Below are 21,556 nucleotides of genomic sequence, written 5' to 3'. Positions count from 1 at the left end.
CAACAAGGAAGCATTTTGCTTAGAATTTTACTCCGTATGGAAAGAACACGAATACTAAAAGAATTAATACGAAGAGACGAAAATAAATGTTAACATGAAACTATTGGCAAATATTGAAATATTACGAGATCTTTTATCCTATGATACGGAAGAAAAGAAATTTTTAAACTTAGCAGAGCGCTGTGAAATCCATCGAAACATAGGCAAGATTACAAGATGTCAGCCCCCTTCTTTTCCCCTTTCATTACAGGAAAAATTATTATCCAAACTTTTGGAAATCAGAAGAACCGAATGGAAACGCCCTACGATGCATTGGGAAGAAAATCATTTCGGCCAAAAAGTGAAAATAAAAATTAACTAGCTTTTAAAAACTTTAATTTAAAATCAATCATAACATGTCCATACCAGATCTAAGCACAGTAACCGAAAAAGAGCTTTTAGAAGCTTTAAAAAAGAAAAAAAAAGAAAAAGAATCGGACCGGATAGCTTATAAAGAGTTAGTTGAAGAAACTATACCGGAAGTCATCCACCATCTTATTAAAACTTCACAAGAACTTCGCTCTTCCAAAAAATTTACCTTTTCTGCCTTAAAAAAACTTATTCAATTAAAATATTCCATATACGGAGTAAAAGAAGAACAACAATCCCATACATTTACCACCGCAAACGGCGAATCTGTAACCATCGGTTACCACGTTACCGATAATTGGGATGACACGGTAAACTCAGGAATAGCTAAAATAAATGAATACATAAGGTTCCTTGCCAAGAAAGAAGCCGACGCCCATACTATAACCATCATTAATCAACTATTAAAAAAAGATGCCAAAGGAAATTTAAAAAGTTCCCGTGTGCTTGAATTAATTTCATTAGCCGATAAGTTGGATCACGAAACTTTCACCGATGGTGTTCGTATCATACAACAAGCCTATAAGCCTACCCGTTCCAGCTTTTTCATAAAAGCTCATTACCTCGATAAGTTGGGTCATAAAGTAACCATAGATCTCTCCATCGCCTCCGTGGATTTTCCAAAAGATTTTTACTTAACATTCTTACTTCCTGAAAAACATAAACAAGATGAAAACACCTAAAGTACATGACTATCAAATCAAGCAACTTTTCAGTTTATTCTCCGAAGAAGTAAAAAAAGACCCTGCCCTGCGTCAACAGTTAATTTTTCATTTTACTCACGGGAGGGTAACCAGCACCAAAGATCTTACCGATGAAGAAGCAAACAGGTTAATTGCTGCTCTCAAAGAAACATATACCCACTGGGGAAAGTTTGATAAAAATAATAAACAGCATTTAACTCTATTACGTTTATGTTACGATTTAAATTGGACTATTTTTAATAAAAAACATAACCGTATAGTCGCCGATTTAAATACTCTGGGAAAATTTATAGCAAGTAAAAAATCACCCGTAAGAAAACCTTTATTAGAAATGTCAGTAAAAGAATGCAGTAAACTAATTACGGCCTTAGAAGGAATACTTAAATTTAAGTATAAAAAAATGGATTGAGAAATACCGACGCCACCTGTTGAAAAATATTTTGTTTGTGCATTTTATTTTTAAAAAAAACAGGGTCATCAATGAGCGATAATTGCTGTATAAACAAATCTGTTGAATCGTTCGAACAATAAAATGATAAGAGGTTACATCATTCTAACTGCCAAAAAATCACAAAAAAATCATTATTTGGATATTTCATACAATAATAATAATTTTGTGTAAATGAGTACCAAAAACTTACGAAATAATACAAAATTAAGATACAGAGCCATAAAAGAAGAATACCGTTTACAAGTTAAACGCAATAACGGTATGCCTCTTACTCAAATATACAGACAATTTATTTATCCCAAGTTTTTCATATCCAGACAAACCTTATATACGATCATATTTACTCCGGATTCCGATTTAAACTAGCAATTGGATATACTCATCGTATAAAATACATGAAGTTCTTGAATACCATCCTCTCTTAGGACAGATTTCCAAGAAGATCTTTTCAAGCTTCCGCAAAAACTTTTCGGTCTCCATTCGTGCAATTTTTCATGTATTTTTTTTAAATAATTCCAACCTTCCCAAGCATTTGCTTGCACATCCTCAGAATTACTGCTTTGACTTGAAAATTTTAAAGTAGCAACCGTTATGTCAAACGTTATAAAACCTTGTTGTTTATGATGGGAAGTCATTGACTTGCTTTTTCCATTATCCTCGAAAGTAGCTTCTGTAATGGAAATTAATGCACAAGGCCAAGATAAAGGGTAAGGGATTTCCTCATAATTTAATTGTCCCCAATCTTCTCCAACATATGAAAATTCCTTAATTTCAGCTATTCTCGCCTGTAGAGATTCTAAAATTTCGATCATTAATTATAAATTTGGTTAATAAATATCTTACATCAACATAAAAAGTATTATTTAACAAACTTTCTCAAATACTCTTCAGTTGAAAATTTTATCAATAATGAATTGCTTATAAAAACTTATATTCTTAAAAAAGGTTACTCTTTACTAAAATCACTAATTAATAAGTAACCGATACATGGCTAAAAAATAATTCGGCTGTAGATCATAATTAACCGCATCTAAGAGTAACCTGTACTATGGTTTTAAACAAATATCTAAGAAAATAAACGCAACTTGTATTAGTATGTAAAGAAACTTGACACTTCTGTGCAAGTACTTTACAAGATTGTCAAGAAGCTTTACAACTTTCTTTACTTGCTATCTTTTATGATTCAATTTTGCCGTATAAAATTTCGAACGATTAAGGATTAGTTACGGTAAAAGAATTATCCGTCATTAAAAAAAATCATTTGAAAGCATACAAAGAAAATAAACCAAATAAAAAAATATTGTCTGCTAAGCAAAAGGTTAACCAACGCGTTAAAACGAAATTCACGAATGAATCGCAGGCAGACAGTATTTAATAAAATAGCAATATGAACCTTAAAAAATCTATACGAACCATAAAATATTTGGTTATACACTGTGCCGCGACTCCCGAAGGAAGGAACGATAAGGCCAAAGACATAGATCGTTGGCATAAAGAAAGAGGATGGGCCGGAATCGGATACAATTACGTCATAGATTTAGATGGTACTGTTGAACCGGGAAGGGATGTAGACAGGATACCTGCCCAAGTTGCCGGACATAACAAAAATGCCATAGGTATTTGCTATATAGGAGGAGCTGACAAAAACTTGAAAGCTAAAGACACACGAAATCCGGCCCAAAAAAAAAGTCTGATTGAATTACTTAAAGAATTAAGAAAATTATATCCAACTGCTCAAATACTGGGACATAGAGATTTTGCATCTGCCAATACCACTTGTCCAAGTTTTGATGCCATAGAAGAATATAAAAATATTTAAAGAAATGAAATCGTACAATTATAGGAAGATCGTCGTAATTTTTATTATTCCCGTATTCTTTACTATGCTTTTGATAAGCTGTAATGAAAATAATAAAATAGCAACCCCTGATCGATTCACAGATAAAAAAATAACTAATAATGAAGTAATCAGAGATTCGATTTTTAAAATCCAACCCGATACAAGTTCTTTAAAGGCTTTAATTGAGTGGAGAAACGGAAAAGCTGTAATTAAAGAGATCATCCAATCAGAATCCGGAAAAAACCATCTAAAATTCCCTAAAATCCGAATAAAGGATAATATTCTTACCGTGGATTGTGAAACTCGTGCGCAAGAATTAGTGGCCACTTGGAAAGAACATCACACAAAAGAATTTAAAACCGAAACCATAACCCATACCGAATTTAAAAATTTATCACGCTGGGAAAGTTTTTGTTTAGGGACAGGTAAAATTGTGACTTTATTATTCATAAGTACTTTCATTATCTATCTACTTAGAAAGGGTATTAAGAAATAAAGTGTATTACAATCAATCATAAAAAAACAAATAAGATAAATAACATCAATAATCAAAAATCAAAATTAACTAATAATGAATTTACCAAAAATAACCATAGACTTTGACAATGGTGTTCTAGGAGCAGTAGCAGCCAATTCGGATGGCGTATTCGGATTAGTGGCACATGCAGAAGCTACTGAATTTTTCGAATTGAATAAACCCTACATGGTTAAATCCATGAAACAAGTAGCTCAATTGGGCATAGTATCGTCAACGAACCAAAATTTATATAAAACCCTTTCTGAATTTTATAAAGAAAGCGGAGAAGGGCGTGAATTATGGTTACTGGGTATGCCTAAAAGCACAAAAACCTCAAATTGGTTTTCAGTGGATGAAGTTACAGGAAAAGCACCGGTTGAAATATTATTAAATGCTGCCAATGGTAAGCTTACCGGTATTTTTACTAAATGTTCTTCAGATGATAATGAGAATTTAACCATCGTAAACGGATTAGATGAAGATGTGTTACTTACTGCAACCAATGCTCAATCCTTAGCAGAAAGTTACACAAAATCTAAATATGCACCTTTCTTTGTGGTTTTAGAAGGATATGGATTTACCGGTAATGTAATTGAATTACCAAACTTATTCGAATATTCCAACAACCGTGTATCCATACTTTTAGGTGATACAGAAAAAGGTAAAGGTTCAGCCATCGGTATCGTAGCCGGCAGATTGGCAAAAAATCAAGTACATCAAAATATTGGAAAAGTTAGAGACGGGGCTTTAAGCAATTTACATGCTTACATTGCAAATGAACCGGCAGAAACTTTTGATGTAGAAGCTTTAAATGAAAAAGGGTTTATCTCCTTCAGAACTCATGTTGGAAAATCAGGCTATTATTTTACAGACGACCATACTGCCAGCCCGGTGAGTGATGACTATCATTATCTTACTAACAGAAGAGTAATTGACAAAGCATACCGAATTACGTATCAAACATTAATCAACTATTTATTGGATGATATCGATTTGGAAATCGACGGAACCATCAACCCTATTTATGCCAAATGTATAGAAGGTGATCTTGAAAATGCTTTGGTTTCGCTTATGACAAACTACGGTGAATTGTCTTCTAACATTGAAAATAGAGATAATGGAGTTAAAATATTTGTAGACCCGTCTCAAAACGTTGTGGCAACATCCCGAATAAATGTTGTGGCTCGAGTTCGTCCTCACGGATATAACCGATTTGTAGATGTGTTATTAGGCTTTGATATAACTAAAAAATAATAAAAAAATGTTTAACAGTAGAGAATATGAATGGGCAGATTTTACTGCTACGTTAGGAGGTAAAGATTTAACCGGAATCAGAGGTGTAAAATATACCCGAAAAATAGAAAGAGAAGCCGTATATGGAAAAGGCAGAAATGCACGAGCAATTCAATCCGGAAATGTTTCAATAGAAGGTGAAATTACATTACTTCAATCAGAATATGAAAGTTTAGTAGCTTCTGCTAAAAACAGAGATATACTTAACCTTTGTTTAGATTTAGTAGGTGCCTATGGTAACCCAACCAATGGAGATATGTTAATTATGGATCGTATCACCGGTGTACGTTTTACAGAGGCCGGAAAAGAATTTAAACAAGGAGACAAATTCATGGAAATTACCCTTCCGTTTATTGCTCTTGATGTAATATCTCAATGCTAATTAGAAATTAAAAAAAATTATGAATACTCAAACTAACCCAATCAGCCAAGAACAAATCGAGGCATGGAAAGCTAAACACAAAGAAATTTTTAAATTAATTGTTGAAGATAAAGAGGCCTATCTAAAAAAACCGGACAGGAAAATCTTAGCTGCCGCAACTGCTGCAAGTTCAACTAATCCTATGAAGTTTAATGAAGTTATTCTTACCAATTGTTGGTTAGGGGGAGATGAAGAAATAAAAACCGATGATTCTTACTTTTTAGGTGCTTCCGCTAAATTAAGCGAGCTAATTGAAATAAAACAAGCGGAATTGGAAAAGCTTTAGCCGCTGCCAAGATCGTCGAGGAAAATGTAGAATGGATACGTTTGAGCCATGCCATGCTCAGATATTATTTTCATATAGATCCGGATATATTAACAGATAAAGAATGGGCAGAAAGAATGCAAGAGCTTAATTATATCCGGATTAAAGAAAATTCAACTAATGCCAATTAATGTCATACCTAGTGAAAAACTCAAAAGAGATAACCGATAATGTTCTAAAAGCCATACAAAAAATGGGTATGGGTAACAATTCTGCATCATTTAAAATGCAAGAATTGGTTTATATAAGTACAATAAGTTTACACGCAAGATTAGGCAATTTAGCTTCCAAGACATCTAAAAAGTTAATTAAAGCAGCGGAAAATTCTAATAGATCAATATCAGAAATTCAAAAATCCGTAACCAATACTTTAGAAAAATTAGAGAATAATTCTAAAAAATTAGGTTATACTATTAAAAGTATCAATTCCAATTCTTTAGAAAATGTAGTGGAACTTTCTAATAATTCAGGATCCGGAGCTCAAAATAACGTTTCCTATAATTTTACTAATACAACGGAAAGTTCTAATAAATCAGGAATTGAAATTCAGAATTCCGTTATAGGTAATTTATTTAAAGCAACAGAATATTTTAAAAATTTTGGACCCGGAATTCATAAAATCTTTGCTGATAATTTTATTAAAGCTGCGGATAGTTTTAAAAAAATAGCACCTGTAATTCAAAAAACTTTTGTTAAAACAGCAGATATTTTTAAAAAATTAGGACCTATAATTCTAAAAACTATTTATAATAAGATAGCTAATTCATCAGGACTTACAAAAAAAATAGCTCCTTTTATTCTAAAAACTATACTTAAAACAGCCAATAGTTTTAAAAAATTAGGATCTATAATTTATAAATCTGTTTCTAATATAATAGGTAAAACCATTGGATTTTCTAAAAGATTTGGATCTGCGCTTCAAAAAACTGTTTCTAATAGTAGATTAGGCAAAACCATTGGATTTTCTAAAAAATTAGGATCCGTGGTTCAAAAAACCGTTACTAAAGCTGCATCAAAAGTAAAAAATTTTGGTAAAAGAGGCATATCTAAAAAGAGTTCAAATAATCAAAAATCCGGAAAAAATAGTGCAAACAGTACTTCTGATTCTGAAACAAATGGCAGTGAAAATGAATTAAATTTTAAGTTTCCACAAGAAGCATTTGTCGATTTTTTGAATATGGGAATTCAAAAAGAATTAAGCAAAAAAAAGTTTGAGGTTTTACTTAGTTCAAAGAGTTCTGCTAAAAAAATGATGGATGATATTATAAATCTGTCGAAAAAAGTAAAGATTTTTGATCAATCCACTCTGGAAAGCAATGCTCAAACACTATTAAAAAGTGGAATGAATGCGGATCAGGTCGTGCCTAATTTGGATGCCATCAGTAACATATCCATGGGTGATACTCATGCCATGGATTCTCTTACTTCTTCTTTAGCCCAAGTAATAAATATGGGTACACTTACCGAAGACTCGTTACTGGCTATGGTTGAGGCAGGTTTCAATCCTCTGAATGAAATTTGCAGGACTACCGGATTAAGCATGGATAAGGTTAATGAAGAAATGATGAATGGTACTATTACTGCCCAAATGGTTACCAACGCTTTTCAATCAGCGGCCTCAGAAGGGGGACAATTCTTTGGAGTTGCCAATCAATTGTCCAATACGTTGGGAGGTCATTTACAAAGTACTACCAATAATTTAAATAATGTATTATTCAGATTATATGAAATCATTGCCCCTATGGTTCATATGTTTTTGGATTTAATTGACGCTGCCTTATTTTTAGCCGATACTTTGTTTGATGTTACTGACTTTTTCAGTGAAGTATTGAATAAGTTTTCCATCGGTAAAGGTGCAATAACAACTCTCAAAGCGATTATAGTGAGTTTAGCATCTGCATTTATGACATATAAATTTGTTATGGGCTTGGCTGCTGTAGCTCAAGCAATCCTCAATGGAGTTATGATTGCCAATCCAATCGGACTTATTATAGCCGGTGTCGTGGGGTTAATAACCTTTATATATCTTCTAATAAACTCTGTGGAAGGTTGGGGTGATGCTTGGGATCATACCATGGAAATGGTCAAATCATTATGGGATGCAGGAATTTCATATCTGAAACTTTCGTGGTTGAATTTTAAAGATATACTTTTAACCGGTATAGAACAATTACAAATTGCTTGGTATACGTTTTCTAAGCTTTGGAATAAAAAATCAGCAGAAGAACATTTAAAACAAATCAGAGAAAATGCTAAAAAACGTAGTGATGAACGTAAGCTATTAATTAACGACATGGCTGATAGTATGTTAAATGCTTGGGATCACTTTAAAAAAATTGGAGGAAGTTTATCTTTTAAAACCAGTTCTGATAAAGAGAGTCCGATTATTTTAGACAATACTACTGAGGTATCTTCTAACAATGCCGGAGCTGAGAGTTTAACAGCAATCAATAAAAATTTTTCGTTACTTACTGACAGTTACAACAAAACCACTACGGACAATAGTCTATTTAACGACAAAGGCGGATTATCTTTCATCAGTGATACATTGGAAAAATATAATCCTAAAAATAAAATTGCACCGCCTAAAAAATTAACCGATGAAACATCGGCTAATTCTTTAAAAACTGTAAATCCATCGATAAAATCAACAGGAGCAGCAACCAATAGCTCTATTGTTACCGGTGGAGAAAAATCCAGCACAATAAATATTTCCATTAAAGATTTAATCGGAGTATTAAATATTCAAGGTAAAGATTTCAACGAAACAACGGATAAAATGGTTGATCAAACTGCAGATGCATTATTACGATTATTAGCCATGGCAAATTATTCAGTAGGATAAAAAATAAACGTATGAAAATTAATAATAAAAATTTATTATTGGCCAGTTTATTAGGTTCAAAGGTGGCCAAAAAATTACCACGGTTTGAAGCACTTGAAAATGAATTAGCTAAACATGTGTTGCCACCAAAACCTTTTTTACCTCTTAAAAATAAGTCAAGATTTACTTATCAGGAAGTAGATTGGAATGATAAATTCATGGTAATGCCGGAACAAATTCCGGAGGATAAACAATTTTTTCCCGTAAAAATCAGAAATATCAATGACAGCCAATGGTATTTATTGCCTTATGAACCTATGATTACAATCTCAGGTAAAAACAATATCATCAAGCGAGAAGTAGCTAAAAAAGGAAATGACAAAAATTTGTTCGGTACTATAAAAGAATATTGGAGTCAAGACGATTACGAAATTACGATAACCGGTGCCTTATATGGAGCTTTAGAAACCGGATCTGTTGATGATTGTTATCCTAAAGAAGATTTTAGAGCGCTTAAAGACTTTATTCTCAATCCGCAAGGAATTGAAATTGATTGTCAACCGCTGAAATTATTAGACATTACCAGAATAGTAGTTGAAGATTTTACATTTCCGTTCACCAAAGGTGAAAATGTACAGGCATATGAAATTAAAGCAGTGAGTGATTCTACCTACGATTTGTTTAAACTTTTAAATGACTAAAATATATGTATAAGTTGTCATGGGACATAGAATTCAGCCACGAATCTAAAAAATTTAATTTGCCTGTAATTGCAGAATGTGAAATAAATAAATCTGTTGATTCTTTAGTAGCCACCGCTGTTATCATATTGCCTGAATACATAGCCAATCGTCCTTTGAATCTCGAAAAAAAGATTCCGATAGGTTCTCAAGTAAAAATTAAATTAGGATACGACGATGTTTTAATCAATGAGTTTAGCGGATACGTGCAAAGAATAACCAATGTAGACAGCTGTTTAAAAATTTTTTGTGAGGATGATATGTATGTATTTAGAAAACCGGTAAAAAATGAGGAATTAAAACCTACTTCTATTGATAAAATTGCTCAAACCCTGTTAAATCAAGTTATGCCCGAATATACTTTGAACTGTGACTATGAACTTTACTATGAAAAATTCGTCATCTTTCGAACAACGGCTTATGATGTATTGAAAAAATTACAGGAAGAATCCGCAGGAAATATATATTTAGATACCGAAAATAAAGTACTCCATATTCATCCTCCTTATGTTCAAAAAAAAGGCGAAGTCAAATATTCAATGCAACATAATGTAGAAAAAGCCTCTTTAGAATATAAAAAAGCGTCAGACAAAAAAATTCAAATTACTGTTGAAACAACAGATAAAAACGGTAAAGTGCTTACCGAGACTTACGGCAACGAAGATGGAGAGAAAAAAACTGTTAAAATATCAAGCATAGCACTGGCTTCACTTAAAATACGAGCAAAATATGAATATACCAAGCATGCATACGACGGATACGAAGGTACTTTTGATACCTGGCTTCTGCCCTATGTTGAGCCTAGTTATTCAGCAAAAATAACAGATGAAGATTATCCGGATAAAAACAGCAAGTATTACGTAGTAAGCGTTAAAACCAGTTTTAGTTCTTCCGGAGGAAAAAGAACCATTACACCGGGTATACTTTTATCAGTTTAAACTATGGAAAAGGGAGAAAAAATAAAACGATTAATAAAACAACTGGTTGGTGCAAATCCTAATTTTCCAATTATAGGGACTGTTACGGAATTACAAAAAGAAACCTGTTCATTGGCATTGGATGAAGATTTGATTATTACCGATGTGAGGTTAAAGGTTAGTTATGGTGGTTCGGAAAATTATATGATTCAGTACCCTAAAATAGGTTCCAGAGTTGTGGCTTTGAGTATCAGCGGCGAGCTTTCTGATTTGATGATAATTAAGGTAGATGAAATTGAAAAAATAGAAATCAACCAAAACGGATTGGTCTTGTTGCTGGACAGTACTGATGGAAAAGTTTGTATAAAAAATAACTCTCGAAGTTTAATAGACCTGTTCCAGCTGCTGACTGATACTCTCAAGGGATTGAAAGTATTTACATCAACAGGAGCCAGCGGAACTCCTTTACCGGATACTCAAAAAAAATTAATTGATTTTGAAACGGGATTTAAATCACTTTTAAAATAGATGTTAAAATGGCACTAAATAAAGGAAGTTTACAATCAGGCATAAAAAAATTGTTAACTGACATGCATACCAGAGAAGATTCATCCATAGAAGAATTTTCAAAGAGATTAAGTGAATTGATAGACAGCTATGTAAAAACAGCTACTATAAAATATGATGGCGGTTTATCTGCTCCCAACGGACCGGTAAACGGAACTTTTAAAGGAAAATTGGAATGAGAGACATATTAATTACAAATGAAGGTGAGCTTAAAATCGAAAACGGAGATTTTGTAGTTGAAAATTCAACTTTACAACATCAAGCGTTGATACTTTTAGCCAATCCGGGAGAATTCAAAGAAGATCCGATGCTGGGCGTGGGAATTGAAAATTATATTTTGGATTCCTGTATGGACGAATGCGAATTTGAAGCGCATAAGCAATTTATATCGGATGGAATGAGAGTTAAAAAATTACTTTTTAAGTCCAAAGATAATATGATTATAGATGCAGAATACGGATAATATGAAAGAATTATTTACAACCTATGTAGGAGAATTTTTAACCGTGCTGACGGCCGGTTTCGGAGGATGGTTTTATAATCGAAAAAAAGATTCCAACAATAATCATAATGCAGCCATAGATCATGGAGCAAGAGCTGTTAATATTTATAAAGAGGCATTGGAAGATCTGGGGATCTGTTATGAAAAAAAATATAAAAACATTATAACATTATACGAAAGTCGTGAACAACTTTTAAGGGATGAAATAATGGCATTGAAAAATAAGATAAAAATATTGCGAAAAGAAAATATTTCCTTAAAAAGGAGGATTGAAGACTTGAAAAAACAACTGTAATATGAAAATAATTATTCGTAATAATCAATCCCTATTGGATGTAGCCGTCCAATATCGAGGAACAGCTGAAGCTGCCTTTGAGATAGCTTTGGCTAATAATATAAGCATTACGGACGATCTTACAACAGGGCAAGAACTGATCATTCCCAATACACGATATTATAATAAAATAGTTTCTGAGTATTACGAAGGAAAAGGATTTTTACCCGCTACCTCCATATCCGATGATTTTATTAACAATCTGGTAGATCTGGAAATTGGAGAGATGATTATAAATATAAACTTTAAGCCTAAAGCATTAAAAAATAGTTAAGATATGGCAAGGAAACTTAAGGACATAACAGAAGAAATTTTAAACGAAAAAGGAAAATATCGTGAATTGGATCCGTTGGATTCTACCTCAAAAACCTCAATATGGAGATTGTTTGTATATGTAATAGCCTATACCATATTTAATTTAGAATTGCTGTTTGACCGACATAAAGAGGAAGTAGACAGCTTAATTGCCGAATTGAAACCGCATTCGGCAAAATGGTACAGAAATAAAGCATTGGCCTTTCAATATGGATTTGATTTATATCCGGATACGGATGTATTTAATAATGAAGGGTATACCGATGATCAGATAGAAGCAAGTAAAGTAGTAAAATATTCTGCCATAACTGAAGACAGCACTCAAAGCAGACTTATTGTAAAAGTGGCCGGTGAAAAAAATGGTGAATTGGTGCCTTTAACCACGGGTGAAGTAAACTCTTTTACTGCATACATGGAAGAAATTAAAGATGCAGGTGTACCGTTAACCATCATCAATTATTTGCCTGATTTATTATATTTAAATATTACAATAAAAATTGATCCATTGGTATTAGATGAACACGGAAACGCCATAGCCCCATTAAATGGAAATATACAACCGGTGGAAACCACAATACGTCAATATTTACGTGAATTACCTTTTAATGGAGAATTAATGTTGTCAAAATTGGTGGACAAATTGCAGCTGACTCCGGGGGTTAAAGACGTAAATATTTACCGAGCTTCGTCTTCATGGATCGATCCTGAAACCAAGAATTACGGAAATCCAATTGACTTTACGATGAGTATAATCCCTAATTCCGGATATTTTACCACTATAAAAAACAATGGAGATAATAAGTTGGAAAATTTAGTAAAAATAGATTACAATGTGGTATAATATAAATATAAAAAAACTGGCAATTTTACATTTACCCACGGTGCTTAGAAAAGCCCGAGAAATCAAATTTTTACTGAGCCTGGTAAAGCCGTTATCCCGTATACATTACGATTGGTTATTGCTAAGAAATGAAAATATATATAAGTTAAACCACAATTCACAAGTATGCTACCTGCGCAAAACTCTAAATGATCGTTTTGACCCTGTAGAAAGAAGAATACTTATTTCGGATTCTCAAATATATAAACAAAATTATATTTATACTGAAGGAGAAAACAAGCCCTATAAATTGGGAAACAGCTCATCAACCGATTGCGGCCCCATGTATTTAAGACAGGCTTCTGACTATAATCTAACTTCCATAAACTTTGTAGTTAAAGTACCCAATGAGCTGTTAATCGATAATATAAATAAAATAAAAGCAATTATTGATTATTACAAGCTAGCGAATAAAAAATACAAAATTGAAAAATTATAAACGTATAAGTAACTAAAAATGGATTATATTAAATTTAATCAAACCGGTGGATTTCCCTTGCAAACAGACACTTTAGAGTTTTTGCAACAAATGTTCAGACCATTTCTTAACGGTATAGGACGTATGGCCGGAAGAAGAGCAATAATTTGCGGATGTGAAGAATATGGCACTAAGATAACCCAAGGGCTCATTCAAATAGACGATGAAATTTTTATTTTAGCTGAAGGAACTAAACAAGAATCCATCACTATAATTGAAGAAAATAAAGAGTATGAATTTGAAAATGGTGAAAAAAAGGTAACCATTGTTATCAGACATGCCACTTTTGGCTCGGGAGCTGTCTCCTATTCCTGGAGTGAATTTAAACGAGTACCGGATCTTAGCTTGATTACTGAAGATTTTAAACGGTTGGATTGGAGAATAGACGGAAGAGTACCTTATGATGTTTTTGATCAACACCTCGATGAAAGCAAAAAACATCAAGCTCATCTTCAAGAACAAATCAACGGACGATTAACTAAAAATGAATACGGTGAGTTTTATAACAAGAATAAAGAAGTTCAAGCGTATCTTCAAGAACAAATTGACGGAAGGTTAACCTTAAGTGATTTCGATAACTTCAATAAAAAAAATGAAGATATAAATACCTATCTTCAAAAACAGATAGACGGTCGAATTACTCACGATCAGTATGCCCATTTTTATAAAGAAAATATGGATGCTCATCAATATCTTCAAGCACAAATTGATGGTCGAGTGACCGAAGAACATTTTGCCAATATTTACAATGAAAATATGGATGCTCATCAATACCTACAAAAACAAATTGATGGTCGAGTAACCTTAAAAGATTTTACTAATTCTTATAACGAAAATATGGATGCTCATCAATACCTTCAAAATCAAATTGATGGTAGGGTTACCAAAGATGATCATGGTAAACTTTATCATGAAAATCTTTCTGCTCATAGCTATTTACAGCAACAAATTGACAGATTAAATAAAGCAGTTTTTGGATAATTCCGTTTCTTACTAATTGTATTGAAATATAAAAACTACTTATTAAATTTTTAGATATACCCTATATTATTTAAATAAAATTTATAGTAAACCTAACCAACCTTATCAGCGAACCAAACCTTTATATTCTTTATATAAATACAAAATAATAAAAAAAATGACAACAAAAGATACCTTAAAACAGTGGTTTAAAAATGGTAAAAAACCCGACGAGTCTCAATTCTCGGAGTGGATTGACAGCTTTTGGCATAAGGATGAAAAATTACCGATTGATATCATTGAAAATATAAATAATATACTAGCTAATAAATCTGATACTTCTTTAGTCAATAGCCTGATAAATCAACTGGAAGGTAAAGTAGATAAAGATGTTACGGAATCATTAAAAAAATATATTAGGGAAATCATTGATGACAGTCTTAATCATTCTTCAGATAAGACCTATTCTATAGATAAAATTCAACAAATTGTTGAAACTTTTGACCAAAAACTCGGCACCAAAGCGGAGTCCTCTTCTCTTGGCATTGTATTGGAACAATTGGAGCATAAGGCTGATAAAAAGGTGGTGCAAAATTTATCCAATTATGTGTACAGCTTGATCGATGATAGTAAATCTTCTGCTTCCGATAAAACGTATTCCATAGATAAGATCCAAGAAATTATTAATACGTGTGTTAAAGATGCAATCGTTGATAATAAATACAGTAATCTAAACAACACATTTCCGGTTCAACATCAAAATGAAGAATACCCATATTCGAAAGCGATGTTTGCACAAAAAGATATAGAGATAAAACCTTCCGGAAAAATTAATTTCCCTTTTACCAATGATTTCGAAGACTATAAAGAAAACGGGCAATTTTTAAATAAATGCTATTATCGAAAAATTAACAATAAGGTATATATCGAGGGGGTTTTTCATCCTATATCACCAAATTTAGCTTTAGACCAATACGAAACACTGATCGGAATTTTGCCTGAAGAATATCGTCCAACATCTGTAGTATTTAGACCTATAGCTACCAGTTCTACTAATTTAAATACTAATGTTAGGATTGACCCTAATGGTGAAGTTAGAGCTTCTGCTTTTGGAAATAATTGGACAAGCTTTTCGGGGGTATCATTTTTTGTGGACTAACTAATACGTAAGAGTTTATTATCACAAGTATATAGTAAGAAATATTGACCGAAATACTTCAATTACAATTTCTTATAAAATTTTTTATGGCAGGAATGTATAAATTCTTACTCAATAACACATTTTCATAAACATAAGTAAACCCAATAAACTCATCAAATTAATTATAGAAATTTAAAATTTCAGTTAATCTAATCCGGTTTCACAACATAATTTTTTTCAAAGAAAAAGAATATAAAATTTAAAAAATGACAACAAAAGATACCTTAAAACAGTGGTTTAAAAATGGCAAAAAACCCGACGAGTCTCAATTCTCGGAGTGGATGGACAGCTATTGGCATAAGGATGAAAAATTACCGATTGAGATCATTGAAAATATAAATAATATACTAGCTAATAAATCTGATACTTCCTTAGTCAACATCCTGATAAATCAACTGGAAGGTAAAGTAGATAAAGATGTTACGGATTCTTTAAAAAAATCCATTAAGGAAATCATTGATGACAGTCTTAACCATGGTTCGGATAAGACCTATTCTATAAATAAAATTCAACAAATTGTTGAAACTTTTGATCAAAAACTCTCCACCAAAGCGGAGTCCTCTTCTCTTGGAATTTTATTGGAACAATTAGATTATAAAGCGGATAAAAAGGGTTTGCAAAATTTATCCAATTATGTGTACAGATTGATCGATGATAATACATCTTCTGCTTCCGATAAAACGTATTCCATAGATAAGATTCAAGAAATTATTAATACGTGTGTTAAGGATGCGGTTATCGATATCAAATATAATGATCTGACCAACAAATTATTGGTTCAATACCAAAATGGTGAATCCCATGAACTGATTATAAAAGATAATTTTTTATCGGAAATAACCTATGATCCTTATCATAAAGAAATTAAGTTTATTCTTGAAAGCGGAAAAACTTTTACTGCAAATATCTCTGATTTGCAGGACATTTACAAAGCGACTGAAAACGGGGGGATTGAAATAGATAATGAAAATCAGATCTCAATAAAAAAAGGGGGTATAAACGAATCCATGTTTGACGAGGTTGTTAAAGATAAAATCAATCATACCGATACGTTACAACAAATTACTGAAAAGGGCAATTCAACCACTAAAGATTTACTTATAAATTCTGCTTCTCTGGGAGCTGATAGCAATGGTAATATTAAATTTGGTACAGATGCATTAAAGAGCAAAAACGAATCTACGCGTAACAACCTGGCTATCGGAAGTCAAGCATTATCGAAAAATGTTACCTGTCCCGATATGTTAGCAATCGGAAACCATGCTTTGAAGGAGTTTGACGGTATGGGTTCAGAATCCGATTGGATCACCAGCATTGGCCATAACTCCGCAACAAAATTAAGAAACGGCGCCAACTCTTTATTTGCAGGACACGGTGCCGGACAAAATTTAGAATCTTGTAACTTCGATACGTTTATGGGCGCATTAACCGGTGCGAATGCTAAAAAATCTGTCAGCAATGTTCTGATTGGACAAGCAGCGGCTTACAACGCTCAACAATTGACAGATGATACTGCTATTGGTCATCTTGCATTGGGAAAATATAAAGGAGTGGATTATAAATCATCTACAGATAGTAAACCCATGACCTCGGGAGGTAATATTTCTATTGGTAAATATGCTTCATATAAAACTCTATATGGTCGCGAAAATACATTTATCGGACACCAATGCGGATATGATTTCTTAAATTACGGTGAATATAACACCTATTTGGGTTCCGGTATAACCAAAGGTTACAATCAGGTATATGGTAATACCAGTGTTGTAATTGGTGCATATGCCAACTTGCCGATGAGGTTTGAATTAACTAATAAATTGGTGATCGATGCCAAAAGACCGGAAGATCCTAAAAGTGATCCTTTAGTTTACGGAGATTTTAAAGAGAAATGGTTTAAAATAAACGGGAAACACAGACTTAATTATGAGTATACGCCTCATGCGGATTTAAACCGAGATTTTAAACCAAGCCTTATGCTTGTTTCTGACGATGAAGGTACTGTGGGAGTCACAAAATATGTTGATATAGTTAAGGCTACTTATTCACATGAATATGAAATTAATGATTCTGAGTTTTCGAAGATATGTTCTTTTTCTTTTAATCAATTCAACGGTCAGGCATTTTTAAATCTATTATTAGATGGGATTGATGCTAATTTGAAAAATAGCATTTCAACGGCATATATACGTTCAAGTGTGATAAATAATTCCAGGATAGTTAAAGGTCTTCAAGAAAACAAAACGGATAATGTCAACTATAAGCTTTATTATAAAAAAGAATTTGGAAAAACAGATGATTATATTTTTCAACCTATAAGCCAAGATAATGGTACAAATGGCGTGACTTTCCCAATCAAAGGTTTGCCCGGCAATTCTGTTATCTGTATTGATGATAAATATGTTCATGTTGCTTATGCTGATGAAAGTAACGGAAATGGATTCTCTAATACGCCTGAAGGTAAAAATTTTGTAGGTATATATGTCGATCGTATTTCTGAAACTAATGAAAACCCTAAATTATATACATGGAGCTCAGTTACAGATCTTCTTGCGGTCAATGATGATGTAATAACTATATCTTGCGGTGAATTCGAAGGTAAAACGCATTATTTACATATTGCATATGCCGACAATGATAAAGGAGATGGATTTTCCACTGATAATACTAAAAAATTTATAGGACTTCTCTTGGATACTAATGAAGTAAACCAACAATTTTCTCTTTTTCTTAAATCTGAAGATGCAGACATGAAAGTTCAAGTCAGCGTCTTATCTTTGGATGAGAAAATGGGCAAAATAGATTTTATCCAAGACGAAAAAATAGATTACGATAAATTTTCCACTGAATTTTCTGTTTTATAATAATTTAATATTCTAATTTTTAATAAAAAAGCCTCATTTAAGAGGCTTTTTTAGTTTATATATTTATGTGTGTAATTTTATACACAATTTAATTATTAAAAAAGGTACATTTTAATTTTCGGATTATAAACTGTCCTTATATAATATTTGATATAAGTTTTTAAGCGTATTTTATTACCATTATTTTTAATAATTTTCATTATTTCTTTCATTTTGGTTGCTCCCCCGTAGTTATAGGACTCTAATAAATCTTTATCTAGATCAATGGTGAATTTATCTTTTTTAACTTTCTTTAAATAAGTATTTATCCTAGTTTTAGCCATGAAACGTTCGTCAAAATCATTTTCGTTATCAAGACTAAAGCATAAACTATCCTTTCTATAGGTAATACAATATAGAGGAAAATCATCAACGGAATAGTTTTTAGATAACTCACCTGCTTTGATAACAAACAAAGCCTCTTCCCCTATTCTTTCTTCATCAAAAATTAAGTTATTTTTTTCGATAAAATTTCTGTTAAACATTTTAGCCCATACTTCCCAATTTTTATATATTAATTGATCTTTTGCTTTTATTTTATTATATCTAAACTTTTTGTAATATTTTTTTCTTGTTTTGAGTAAATATAAATGTCTAGTAGATTTCTGTAACGTATTACTTTCTACACTGGAAGCCAAATAATAAATTATTTCTTCAGTACTATCTTTATATTTATCTAGTGCATTTAAAAAATTTGGATTAAAAAAATCATCGGAATCTGCAAATAATAGCCATTTTCCTTTAGCTTTTTGTAATCCTATATTACGTGCGTACCCAACTCCTTTACCCTCTTTGGTAAAATATATTTCGACATTTTTTCTATTGTATCCGGGAAACTTTTTAAAATCTACATATGAAGAATCACTGTCGTCATCTATAATTATAATTTGTATATCATCTCTATAAGGAATTGAATTTAGACATCTTTGCAATAATTTTGGTGTATTTTTATGTGGAATAACTATAGAATAGGTATACATATAGGAACTTTATTTAAAAGATTTTTTTAAATAAATTTTTAATCGCTTGGAGTAAGGAATGTTTTTTATATTATTGAAAAGTTCAACGCTTATATATTCCGGGATTTTATTTGTAGGTGTTGTAAGGTATATTTTCCTTAGTAATTTATTTCTATATTCTTCTGTTCTTTTTAGTAATTGATTTAATTTGTTTTTCTTACAAAAGTCTATTCGATCTTTCAATGCTTCGATAAAAGCGATTTCTTTCTTATATGAAAATTCTTCATAAACTTTATTGGTAATACTATTTGCCCTTTTAAAATAAAAATAAAGAATTTGATCCAATTCACATATTTTATGGGCTTTAAACATAGTTTTATACCAAACATATTCATCTTCACATATTTTTACATTTTCAGGAAATCTCAATTCATCCCATAAATATCGTTTGTAAAGTTTATTCCAAATAACTACATAACGAACGGTATCTTTCTTGTAAGTAAAATTTTTAATAAAATTATATCCATTGTATTCATTGCTATTATATAAAGAACGGTTATCCTCCTTTATTTCATTGAAATGGGTAAAATTTTGAAAATTACATAAAATGAGATCACTATTCGTCTTAATCAATGTATTATATAGAATTTCATAGAAATGTACAGATATAACATCATCAGGGTCTACAAATCCAATGAACTCACCTTTTGCTCTCTCTAACCCTCTATTCCTGGCAATTGATGTTCCTTTATTTTCCTGATGAATAACAACAATCCTGGAATCTTTTTTTGCATATTCATCGCAAATAAATCCGCTAGAATCAGTAGATCCATCATTAACCAGAAGTATTTCCAAATTTGAATAAGTTTGATTTATTACAGAATCTAAACATCTACTTAAATATTTTTCTACATTATAGACGGGAATTATTACTGATATCATTTATTAGCCGGATTTTTATTAAAAAATAATTGTAATTGATTTTCAAATTCTAATTCTTCATTTAGAACTTCGTTTCTGTACTCATTAAAATCCAAAATGGCATGATTATAATTTGTCATAGAATATTCTATTTTATCAATAATTTTTGAAAGCTCATTTTTTGCATATTTAAACTTATATCCCATTGGAATATTCAAATCTTGTTGATATTTTGAAGAACCACCCATACCTGAAATAATTATACATTTCATTACTGATGATTCTCTTAACATTTTGTCTCTTCCGGGATTGTATCCAAAATCTATATATAGTTTTGCTTTTTTCATGGTTTCAACCACTTGATCCGGTGTCATGTTCTTTATAGGTATCCATGTATACTTCGAGCTTTTCTTTAGTATGGATTTTAAATCTTTATTATTTTTTTTAGGATTATAGATTATTATATTTTCTTTATTAACTAAATTTTTAATTTGATTACTTTTTGCTAAAAAAAGAGGATTTATATAATCACACACAAAAGATATCTTATTTTCAGGTATATGATTTTCGATTAAATATATATAGGATCGGTAAGATTGCGCCCAATGAAACACATCAGGAAGATTTTCAAAATGGTACTCTTGGTCTTCTTGCTGACCTTTAAAATATTTTGAAATATAAAATTTTAATCCTCTGTGTCGATTCTTCATACAAATTGAATAGAAATCAACACTTAACCACCAAACGATCTTCTTACTTTTTTTAAACTTGAAAATATAATTGGTAAGGGATTCCGGAATGATAATAACATTATTGGGATGATCATCAATAGTCTCAATCTCTGATGTATCGTAGATATTATAAACTTGCGGTTTTGGATTTACATTAGATTTTTTATGTATATAATACATTTTAGCATCTAATTTAAAAACAGTTCGTAATTTATGACTTAATTGATGTAATGCTTCGGGTCCACCGGTTGAGATATTTGCAGGACAAATTATATATATTCTTGATGGATAAGTTATTATCATAATGTCTTCTAGCTCTGCAAATGTAATCAATTCTTACATTCTATAGAATTCCACAGATGTTTTTT

Annotated in this window: 26 protein-coding genes; 22 read left to right on the top strand and 4 right to left on the bottom strand. The window is 31.6% G+C overall.

The annotated features are described in order from the left end of the window. The first annotated feature begins 94 nt into the window (after window positions 1-94). The 4 genes from GYM73_RS04135 (at window position 95) to GYM73_RS04120 (ending at window position 1,929) form a co-directional block, all read left to right on the top strand. A complete protein-coding gene (locus GYM73_RS04135; RefSeq protein ID WP_220234229.1) occupies window positions 95-361 on the top strand; it encodes a hypothetical protein in 267 nt (88 codons plus the stop codon). Between the two features lie 34 nt (window positions 362-395). Then, window positions 396-1,091, top strand: coding sequence for a DUF3164 family protein (locus tag GYM73_RS04130; protein WP_220234228.1), 696 nt, complete (start codon window positions 396-398; stop codon window positions 1,089-1,091). Then, a complete protein-coding gene (locus GYM73_RS04125) occupies window positions 1,078-1,521 on the top strand; it encodes a hypothetical protein (protein ID WP_220234227.1) in 444 nt (147 codons plus the stop codon). Before GYM73_RS04130 ends, GYM73_RS04125 begins: the two co-directional genes overlap by 14 nt. A gap of 213 nt (window positions 1,522-1,734) precedes the next feature. Then, entirely contained in the window at window positions 1,735-1,929 is a 195-nt protein-coding gene (locus GYM73_RS04120) for a hypothetical protein (RefSeq protein ID WP_105297464.1), read from the top strand. Here the strand turns inward: GYM73_RS04120 and GYM73_RS04115 are convergent. Continuing rightward, complete coding sequence (locus GYM73_RS04115; protein ID WP_220234226.1) at window positions 1,926-2,375, bottom strand: hypothetical protein; 450 nt, start codon at window positions 2,373-2,375, stop codon at window positions 1,926-1,928. The genes GYM73_RS04120 and GYM73_RS04115 overlap by 4 nt on opposite strands. Before the next feature lie 575 nt (window positions 2,376-2,950). Between GYM73_RS04115 and GYM73_RS04110 the strand changes: the two genes are divergently transcribed. From GYM73_RS04110 to GYM73_RS04025, 18 genes are all read left to right on the top strand, one after another. Then, complete coding sequence (locus GYM73_RS04110) at window positions 2,951-3,382, top strand: N-acetylmuramoyl-L-alanine amidase (protein WP_166006475.1); 432 nt, start codon at window positions 2,951-2,953, stop codon at window positions 3,380-3,382. A 4-nt stretch (window positions 3,383-3,386) separates the two neighbouring features. Next, window positions 3,387-3,899: a hypothetical protein gene (locus tag GYM73_RS04105; RefSeq protein WP_220234225.1), complete on the top strand. Its 513-nt coding sequence runs from the start codon at window positions 3,387-3,389 to the stop codon at window positions 3,897-3,899. Window positions 3,900-3,974: 75 nt separating this feature from the next. Further along, the gene (locus GYM73_RS04100; RefSeq protein ID WP_220234224.1) at window positions 3,975-5,174 is read left to right on the top strand and encodes a DUF2586 family protein; all 1,200 of its coding nucleotides are present in this window, start codon (window positions 3,975-3,977) and stop codon (window positions 5,172-5,174) included. 7 nt (window positions 5,175-5,181) lie between these two features. Next, window positions 5,182-5,595, top strand: a complete 414-nt coding sequence (locus GYM73_RS04095; protein WP_105297459.1) for a hypothetical protein — start codon at window positions 5,182-5,184, stop codon at window positions 5,593-5,595. A gap of 19 nt (window positions 5,596-5,614) precedes the next feature. Further along, complete coding sequence (locus GYM73_RS04090; RefSeq protein ID WP_160542221.1) at window positions 5,615-5,920, top strand: hypothetical protein; 306 nt, start codon at window positions 5,615-5,617, stop codon at window positions 5,918-5,920. Window positions 5,921-6,101: 181 nt separating this feature from the next. Continuing rightward, a complete protein-coding gene (locus GYM73_RS04085; RefSeq protein ID WP_220234223.1) occupies window positions 6,102-8,804 on the top strand; it encodes a tape measure protein in 2,703 nt (900 codons plus the stop codon). Between the two features lie 11 nt (window positions 8,805-8,815). Beyond that, window positions 8,816-9,484: a DUF6046 domain-containing protein gene (locus tag GYM73_RS04080; protein WP_160542223.1), complete on the top strand. Its 669-nt coding sequence runs from the start codon at window positions 8,816-8,818 to the stop codon at window positions 9,482-9,484. Between the two features lie 5 nt (window positions 9,485-9,489). Further along, a complete protein-coding gene (locus tag GYM73_RS04075; protein WP_220234222.1) occupies window positions 9,490-10,461 on the top strand; it encodes a hypothetical protein in 972 nt (323 codons plus the stop codon). 3 nt (window positions 10,462-10,464) lie between these two features. Next, on the top strand, window positions 10,465-10,968 hold the full coding sequence (locus GYM73_RS04070) for a hypothetical protein (protein ID WP_160542225.1): 504 nt from the start codon (window positions 10,465-10,467) through the stop codon (window positions 10,966-10,968). Window positions 10,969-10,976: 8 nt separating this feature from the next. Beyond that, entirely contained in the window at window positions 10,977-11,186 is a 210-nt protein-coding gene (locus GYM73_RS04065) for a hypothetical protein (RefSeq protein ID WP_160542226.1), read from the top strand. Continuing rightward, window positions 11,183-11,470, top strand: coding sequence for an oxidase (locus GYM73_RS04060; RefSeq protein WP_160542227.1), 288 nt, complete (start codon window positions 11,183-11,185; stop codon window positions 11,468-11,470). Before GYM73_RS04065 ends, GYM73_RS04060 begins: the two co-directional genes overlap by 4 nt. Further along, window positions 11,454-11,804, top strand: a complete 351-nt coding sequence (locus GYM73_RS04055) for a hypothetical protein (RefSeq protein WP_160555772.1) — start codon at window positions 11,454-11,456, stop codon at window positions 11,802-11,804. Before GYM73_RS04060 ends, GYM73_RS04055 begins: the two co-directional genes overlap by 17 nt. A 1-nt stretch (window position 11,805) precedes the next feature. Then, window positions 11,806-12,117 carry a hypothetical protein gene (locus tag GYM73_RS04050; RefSeq protein ID WP_160542229.1) on the top strand — a complete coding sequence of 104 codons (312 nt, stop codon included), beginning with the start codon at window positions 11,806-11,808 and terminating at the stop codon, window positions 12,115-12,117. Between the two features lie 3 nt (window positions 12,118-12,120). Next, window positions 12,121-12,999, top strand: coding sequence for a nucleotidyltransferase (locus GYM73_RS04045; protein WP_255571026.1), 879 nt, complete (start codon window positions 12,121-12,123; stop codon window positions 12,997-12,999). Beyond that, a complete protein-coding gene (locus tag GYM73_RS04040) occupies window positions 12,989-13,477 on the top strand; it encodes a hypothetical protein (protein ID WP_160542230.1) in 489 nt (162 codons plus the stop codon). The genes GYM73_RS04045 and GYM73_RS04040 overlap by 11 nt, the downstream gene beginning before the upstream one ends. An 18-nt stretch (window positions 13,478-13,495) precedes the next feature. After that, the gene (locus GYM73_RS04035) at window positions 13,496-14,497 is read left to right on the top strand and encodes a hypothetical protein (protein ID WP_220234221.1); all 1,002 of its coding nucleotides are present in this window, start codon (window positions 13,496-13,498) and stop codon (window positions 14,495-14,497) included. Between the two features lie 157 nt (window positions 14,498-14,654). Further along, window positions 14,655-15,635 carry a hypothetical protein gene (locus GYM73_RS04030; RefSeq protein ID WP_220234220.1) on the top strand — a complete coding sequence of 327 codons (981 nt, stop codon included), beginning with the start codon at window positions 14,655-14,657 and terminating at the stop codon, window positions 15,633-15,635. Between the two features lie 248 nt (window positions 15,636-15,883). After that, entirely contained in the window at window positions 15,884-18,538 is a 2,655-nt protein-coding gene (locus GYM73_RS04025; protein ID WP_220234219.1) for a hypothetical protein, read from the top strand. Between the two features lie 95 nt (window positions 18,539-18,633). On the opposite strand, the gene GYM73_RS04020 is transcribed toward GYM73_RS04025, so the two are convergent. The 3 genes from GYM73_RS04020 to GYM73_RS04010 are packed head-to-tail and all read right to left on the bottom strand — an operon-like array spanning window position 18,634 to window position 21,521. Further along, entirely contained in the window at window positions 18,634-19,557 is a 924-nt protein-coding gene (locus GYM73_RS04020; RefSeq protein ID WP_220234218.1) for a glycosyltransferase family A protein, read from the bottom strand. Window positions 19,558-19,566: 9 nt separating this feature from the next. Beyond that, window positions 19,567-20,478, bottom strand: coding sequence for a glycosyltransferase (locus tag GYM73_RS04015; RefSeq protein ID WP_220234217.1), 912 nt, complete (start codon window positions 20,476-20,478; stop codon window positions 19,567-19,569). Beyond that, the gene (locus GYM73_RS04010; RefSeq protein WP_255571025.1) at window positions 20,475-21,521 is read right to left on the bottom strand and encodes a hypothetical protein; all 1,047 of its coding nucleotides are present in this window, start codon (window positions 21,519-21,521) and stop codon (window positions 20,475-20,477) included. The genes GYM73_RS04015 and GYM73_RS04010 overlap by 4 nt, the downstream gene beginning before the upstream one ends. Window positions 21,522-21,556: the final 35 nt, after the last annotated feature.

Origin of the sequence: Apibacter sp. ESL0432 (genome assembly GCF_019469225.1) — a bacterium.
Lineage (GTDB): Bacteria > Bacteroidota > Bacteroidia > Flavobacteriales > Weeksellaceae > Apibacter.
Note: the sequence above shows the minus strand (reverse complement) of the source record. Positions and strands in the feature narration are given on the sequence as shown.

Excerpts from the sequence above, each read along its gene's own strand:
- GYM73_RS04135 (WP_220234229.1), top strand. The coding sequence starts at position 95 with ATGAAACTATTGGCAAATATTGAAATATTACGAGATCTTTTATCCTAT.
- GYM73_RS04130 (WP_220234228.1), top strand. The coding sequence starts at position 396 with ATGTCCATACCAGATCTAAGCACAGTAACCGAAAAAGAGCTTTTAGAA.
- GYM73_RS04125 (WP_220234227.1), top strand. The coding sequence starts at position 1,078 with ATGAAAACACCTAAAGTACATGACTATCAAATCAAGCAACTTTTCAGT.
- GYM73_RS04120 (WP_105297464.1), top strand. The coding sequence starts at position 1,735 with ATGAGTACCAAAAACTTACGAAATAATACAAAATTAAGATACAGAGCC.
- GYM73_RS04115 (WP_220234226.1), bottom strand. The coding sequence starts at position 2,375 with ATGATCGAAATTTTAGAATCTCTACAGGCGAGAATAGCTGAAATTAAG.
- GYM73_RS04110 (WP_166006475.1), top strand. The coding sequence starts at position 2,951 with ATGAACCTTAAAAAATCTATACGAACCATAAAATATTTGGTTATACAC.
- GYM73_RS04105 (WP_220234225.1), top strand. The coding sequence starts at position 3,387 with ATGAAATCGTACAATTATAGGAAGATCGTCGTAATTTTTATTATTCCC.
- GYM73_RS04100 (WP_220234224.1), top strand. The coding sequence starts at position 3,975 with ATGAATTTACCAAAAATAACCATAGACTTTGACAATGGTGTTCTAGGA.
- GYM73_RS04095 (WP_105297459.1), top strand. The coding sequence starts at position 5,182 with ATGTTTAACAGTAGAGAATATGAATGGGCAGATTTTACTGCTACGTTA.
- GYM73_RS04090 (WP_160542221.1), top strand. The coding sequence starts at position 5,615 with ATGAATACTCAAACTAACCCAATCAGCCAAGAACAAATCGAGGCATGG.
- GYM73_RS04080 (WP_160542223.1), top strand. The coding sequence starts at position 8,816 with ATGAAAATTAATAATAAAAATTTATTATTGGCCAGTTTATTAGGTTCA.
- GYM73_RS04075 (WP_220234222.1), top strand. The coding sequence starts at position 9,490 with ATGTATAAGTTGTCATGGGACATAGAATTCAGCCACGAATCTAAAAAA.
- GYM73_RS04070 (WP_160542225.1), top strand. The coding sequence starts at position 10,465 with ATGGAAAAGGGAGAAAAAATAAAACGATTAATAAAACAACTGGTTGGT.
- GYM73_RS04065 (WP_160542226.1), top strand. The coding sequence starts at position 10,977 with ATGGCACTAAATAAAGGAAGTTTACAATCAGGCATAAAAAAATTGTTA.
- GYM73_RS04060 (WP_160542227.1), top strand. The coding sequence starts at position 11,183 with ATGAGAGACATATTAATTACAAATGAAGGTGAGCTTAAAATCGAAAAC.
- GYM73_RS04055 (WP_160555772.1), top strand. The coding sequence starts at position 11,454 with ATGCAGAATACGGATAATATGAAAGAATTATTTACAACCTATGTAGGA.
- GYM73_RS04050 (WP_160542229.1), top strand. The coding sequence starts at position 11,806 with ATGAAAATAATTATTCGTAATAATCAATCCCTATTGGATGTAGCCGTC.
- GYM73_RS04045 (WP_255571026.1), top strand. The coding sequence starts at position 12,121 with ATGGCAAGGAAACTTAAGGACATAACAGAAGAAATTTTAAACGAAAAA.
- GYM73_RS04040 (WP_160542230.1), top strand. The coding sequence starts at position 12,989 with ATGTGGTATAATATAAATATAAAAAAACTGGCAATTTTACATTTACCC.
- GYM73_RS04035 (WP_220234221.1), top strand. The coding sequence starts at position 13,496 with ATGGATTATATTAAATTTAATCAAACCGGTGGATTTCCCTTGCAAACA.
- GYM73_RS04030 (WP_220234220.1), top strand. The coding sequence starts at position 14,655 with ATGACAACAAAAGATACCTTAAAACAGTGGTTTAAAAATGGTAAAAAA.
- GYM73_RS04025 (WP_220234219.1), top strand. The coding sequence starts at position 15,884 with ATGACAACAAAAGATACCTTAAAACAGTGGTTTAAAAATGGCAAAAAA.
- GYM73_RS04020 (WP_220234218.1), bottom strand. The coding sequence starts at position 19,557 with ATGTATACCTATTCTATAGTTATTCCACATAAAAATACACCAAAATTA.
- GYM73_RS04015 (WP_220234217.1), bottom strand. The coding sequence starts at position 20,478 with ATGATATCAGTAATAATTCCCGTCTATAATGTAGAAAAATATTTAAGT.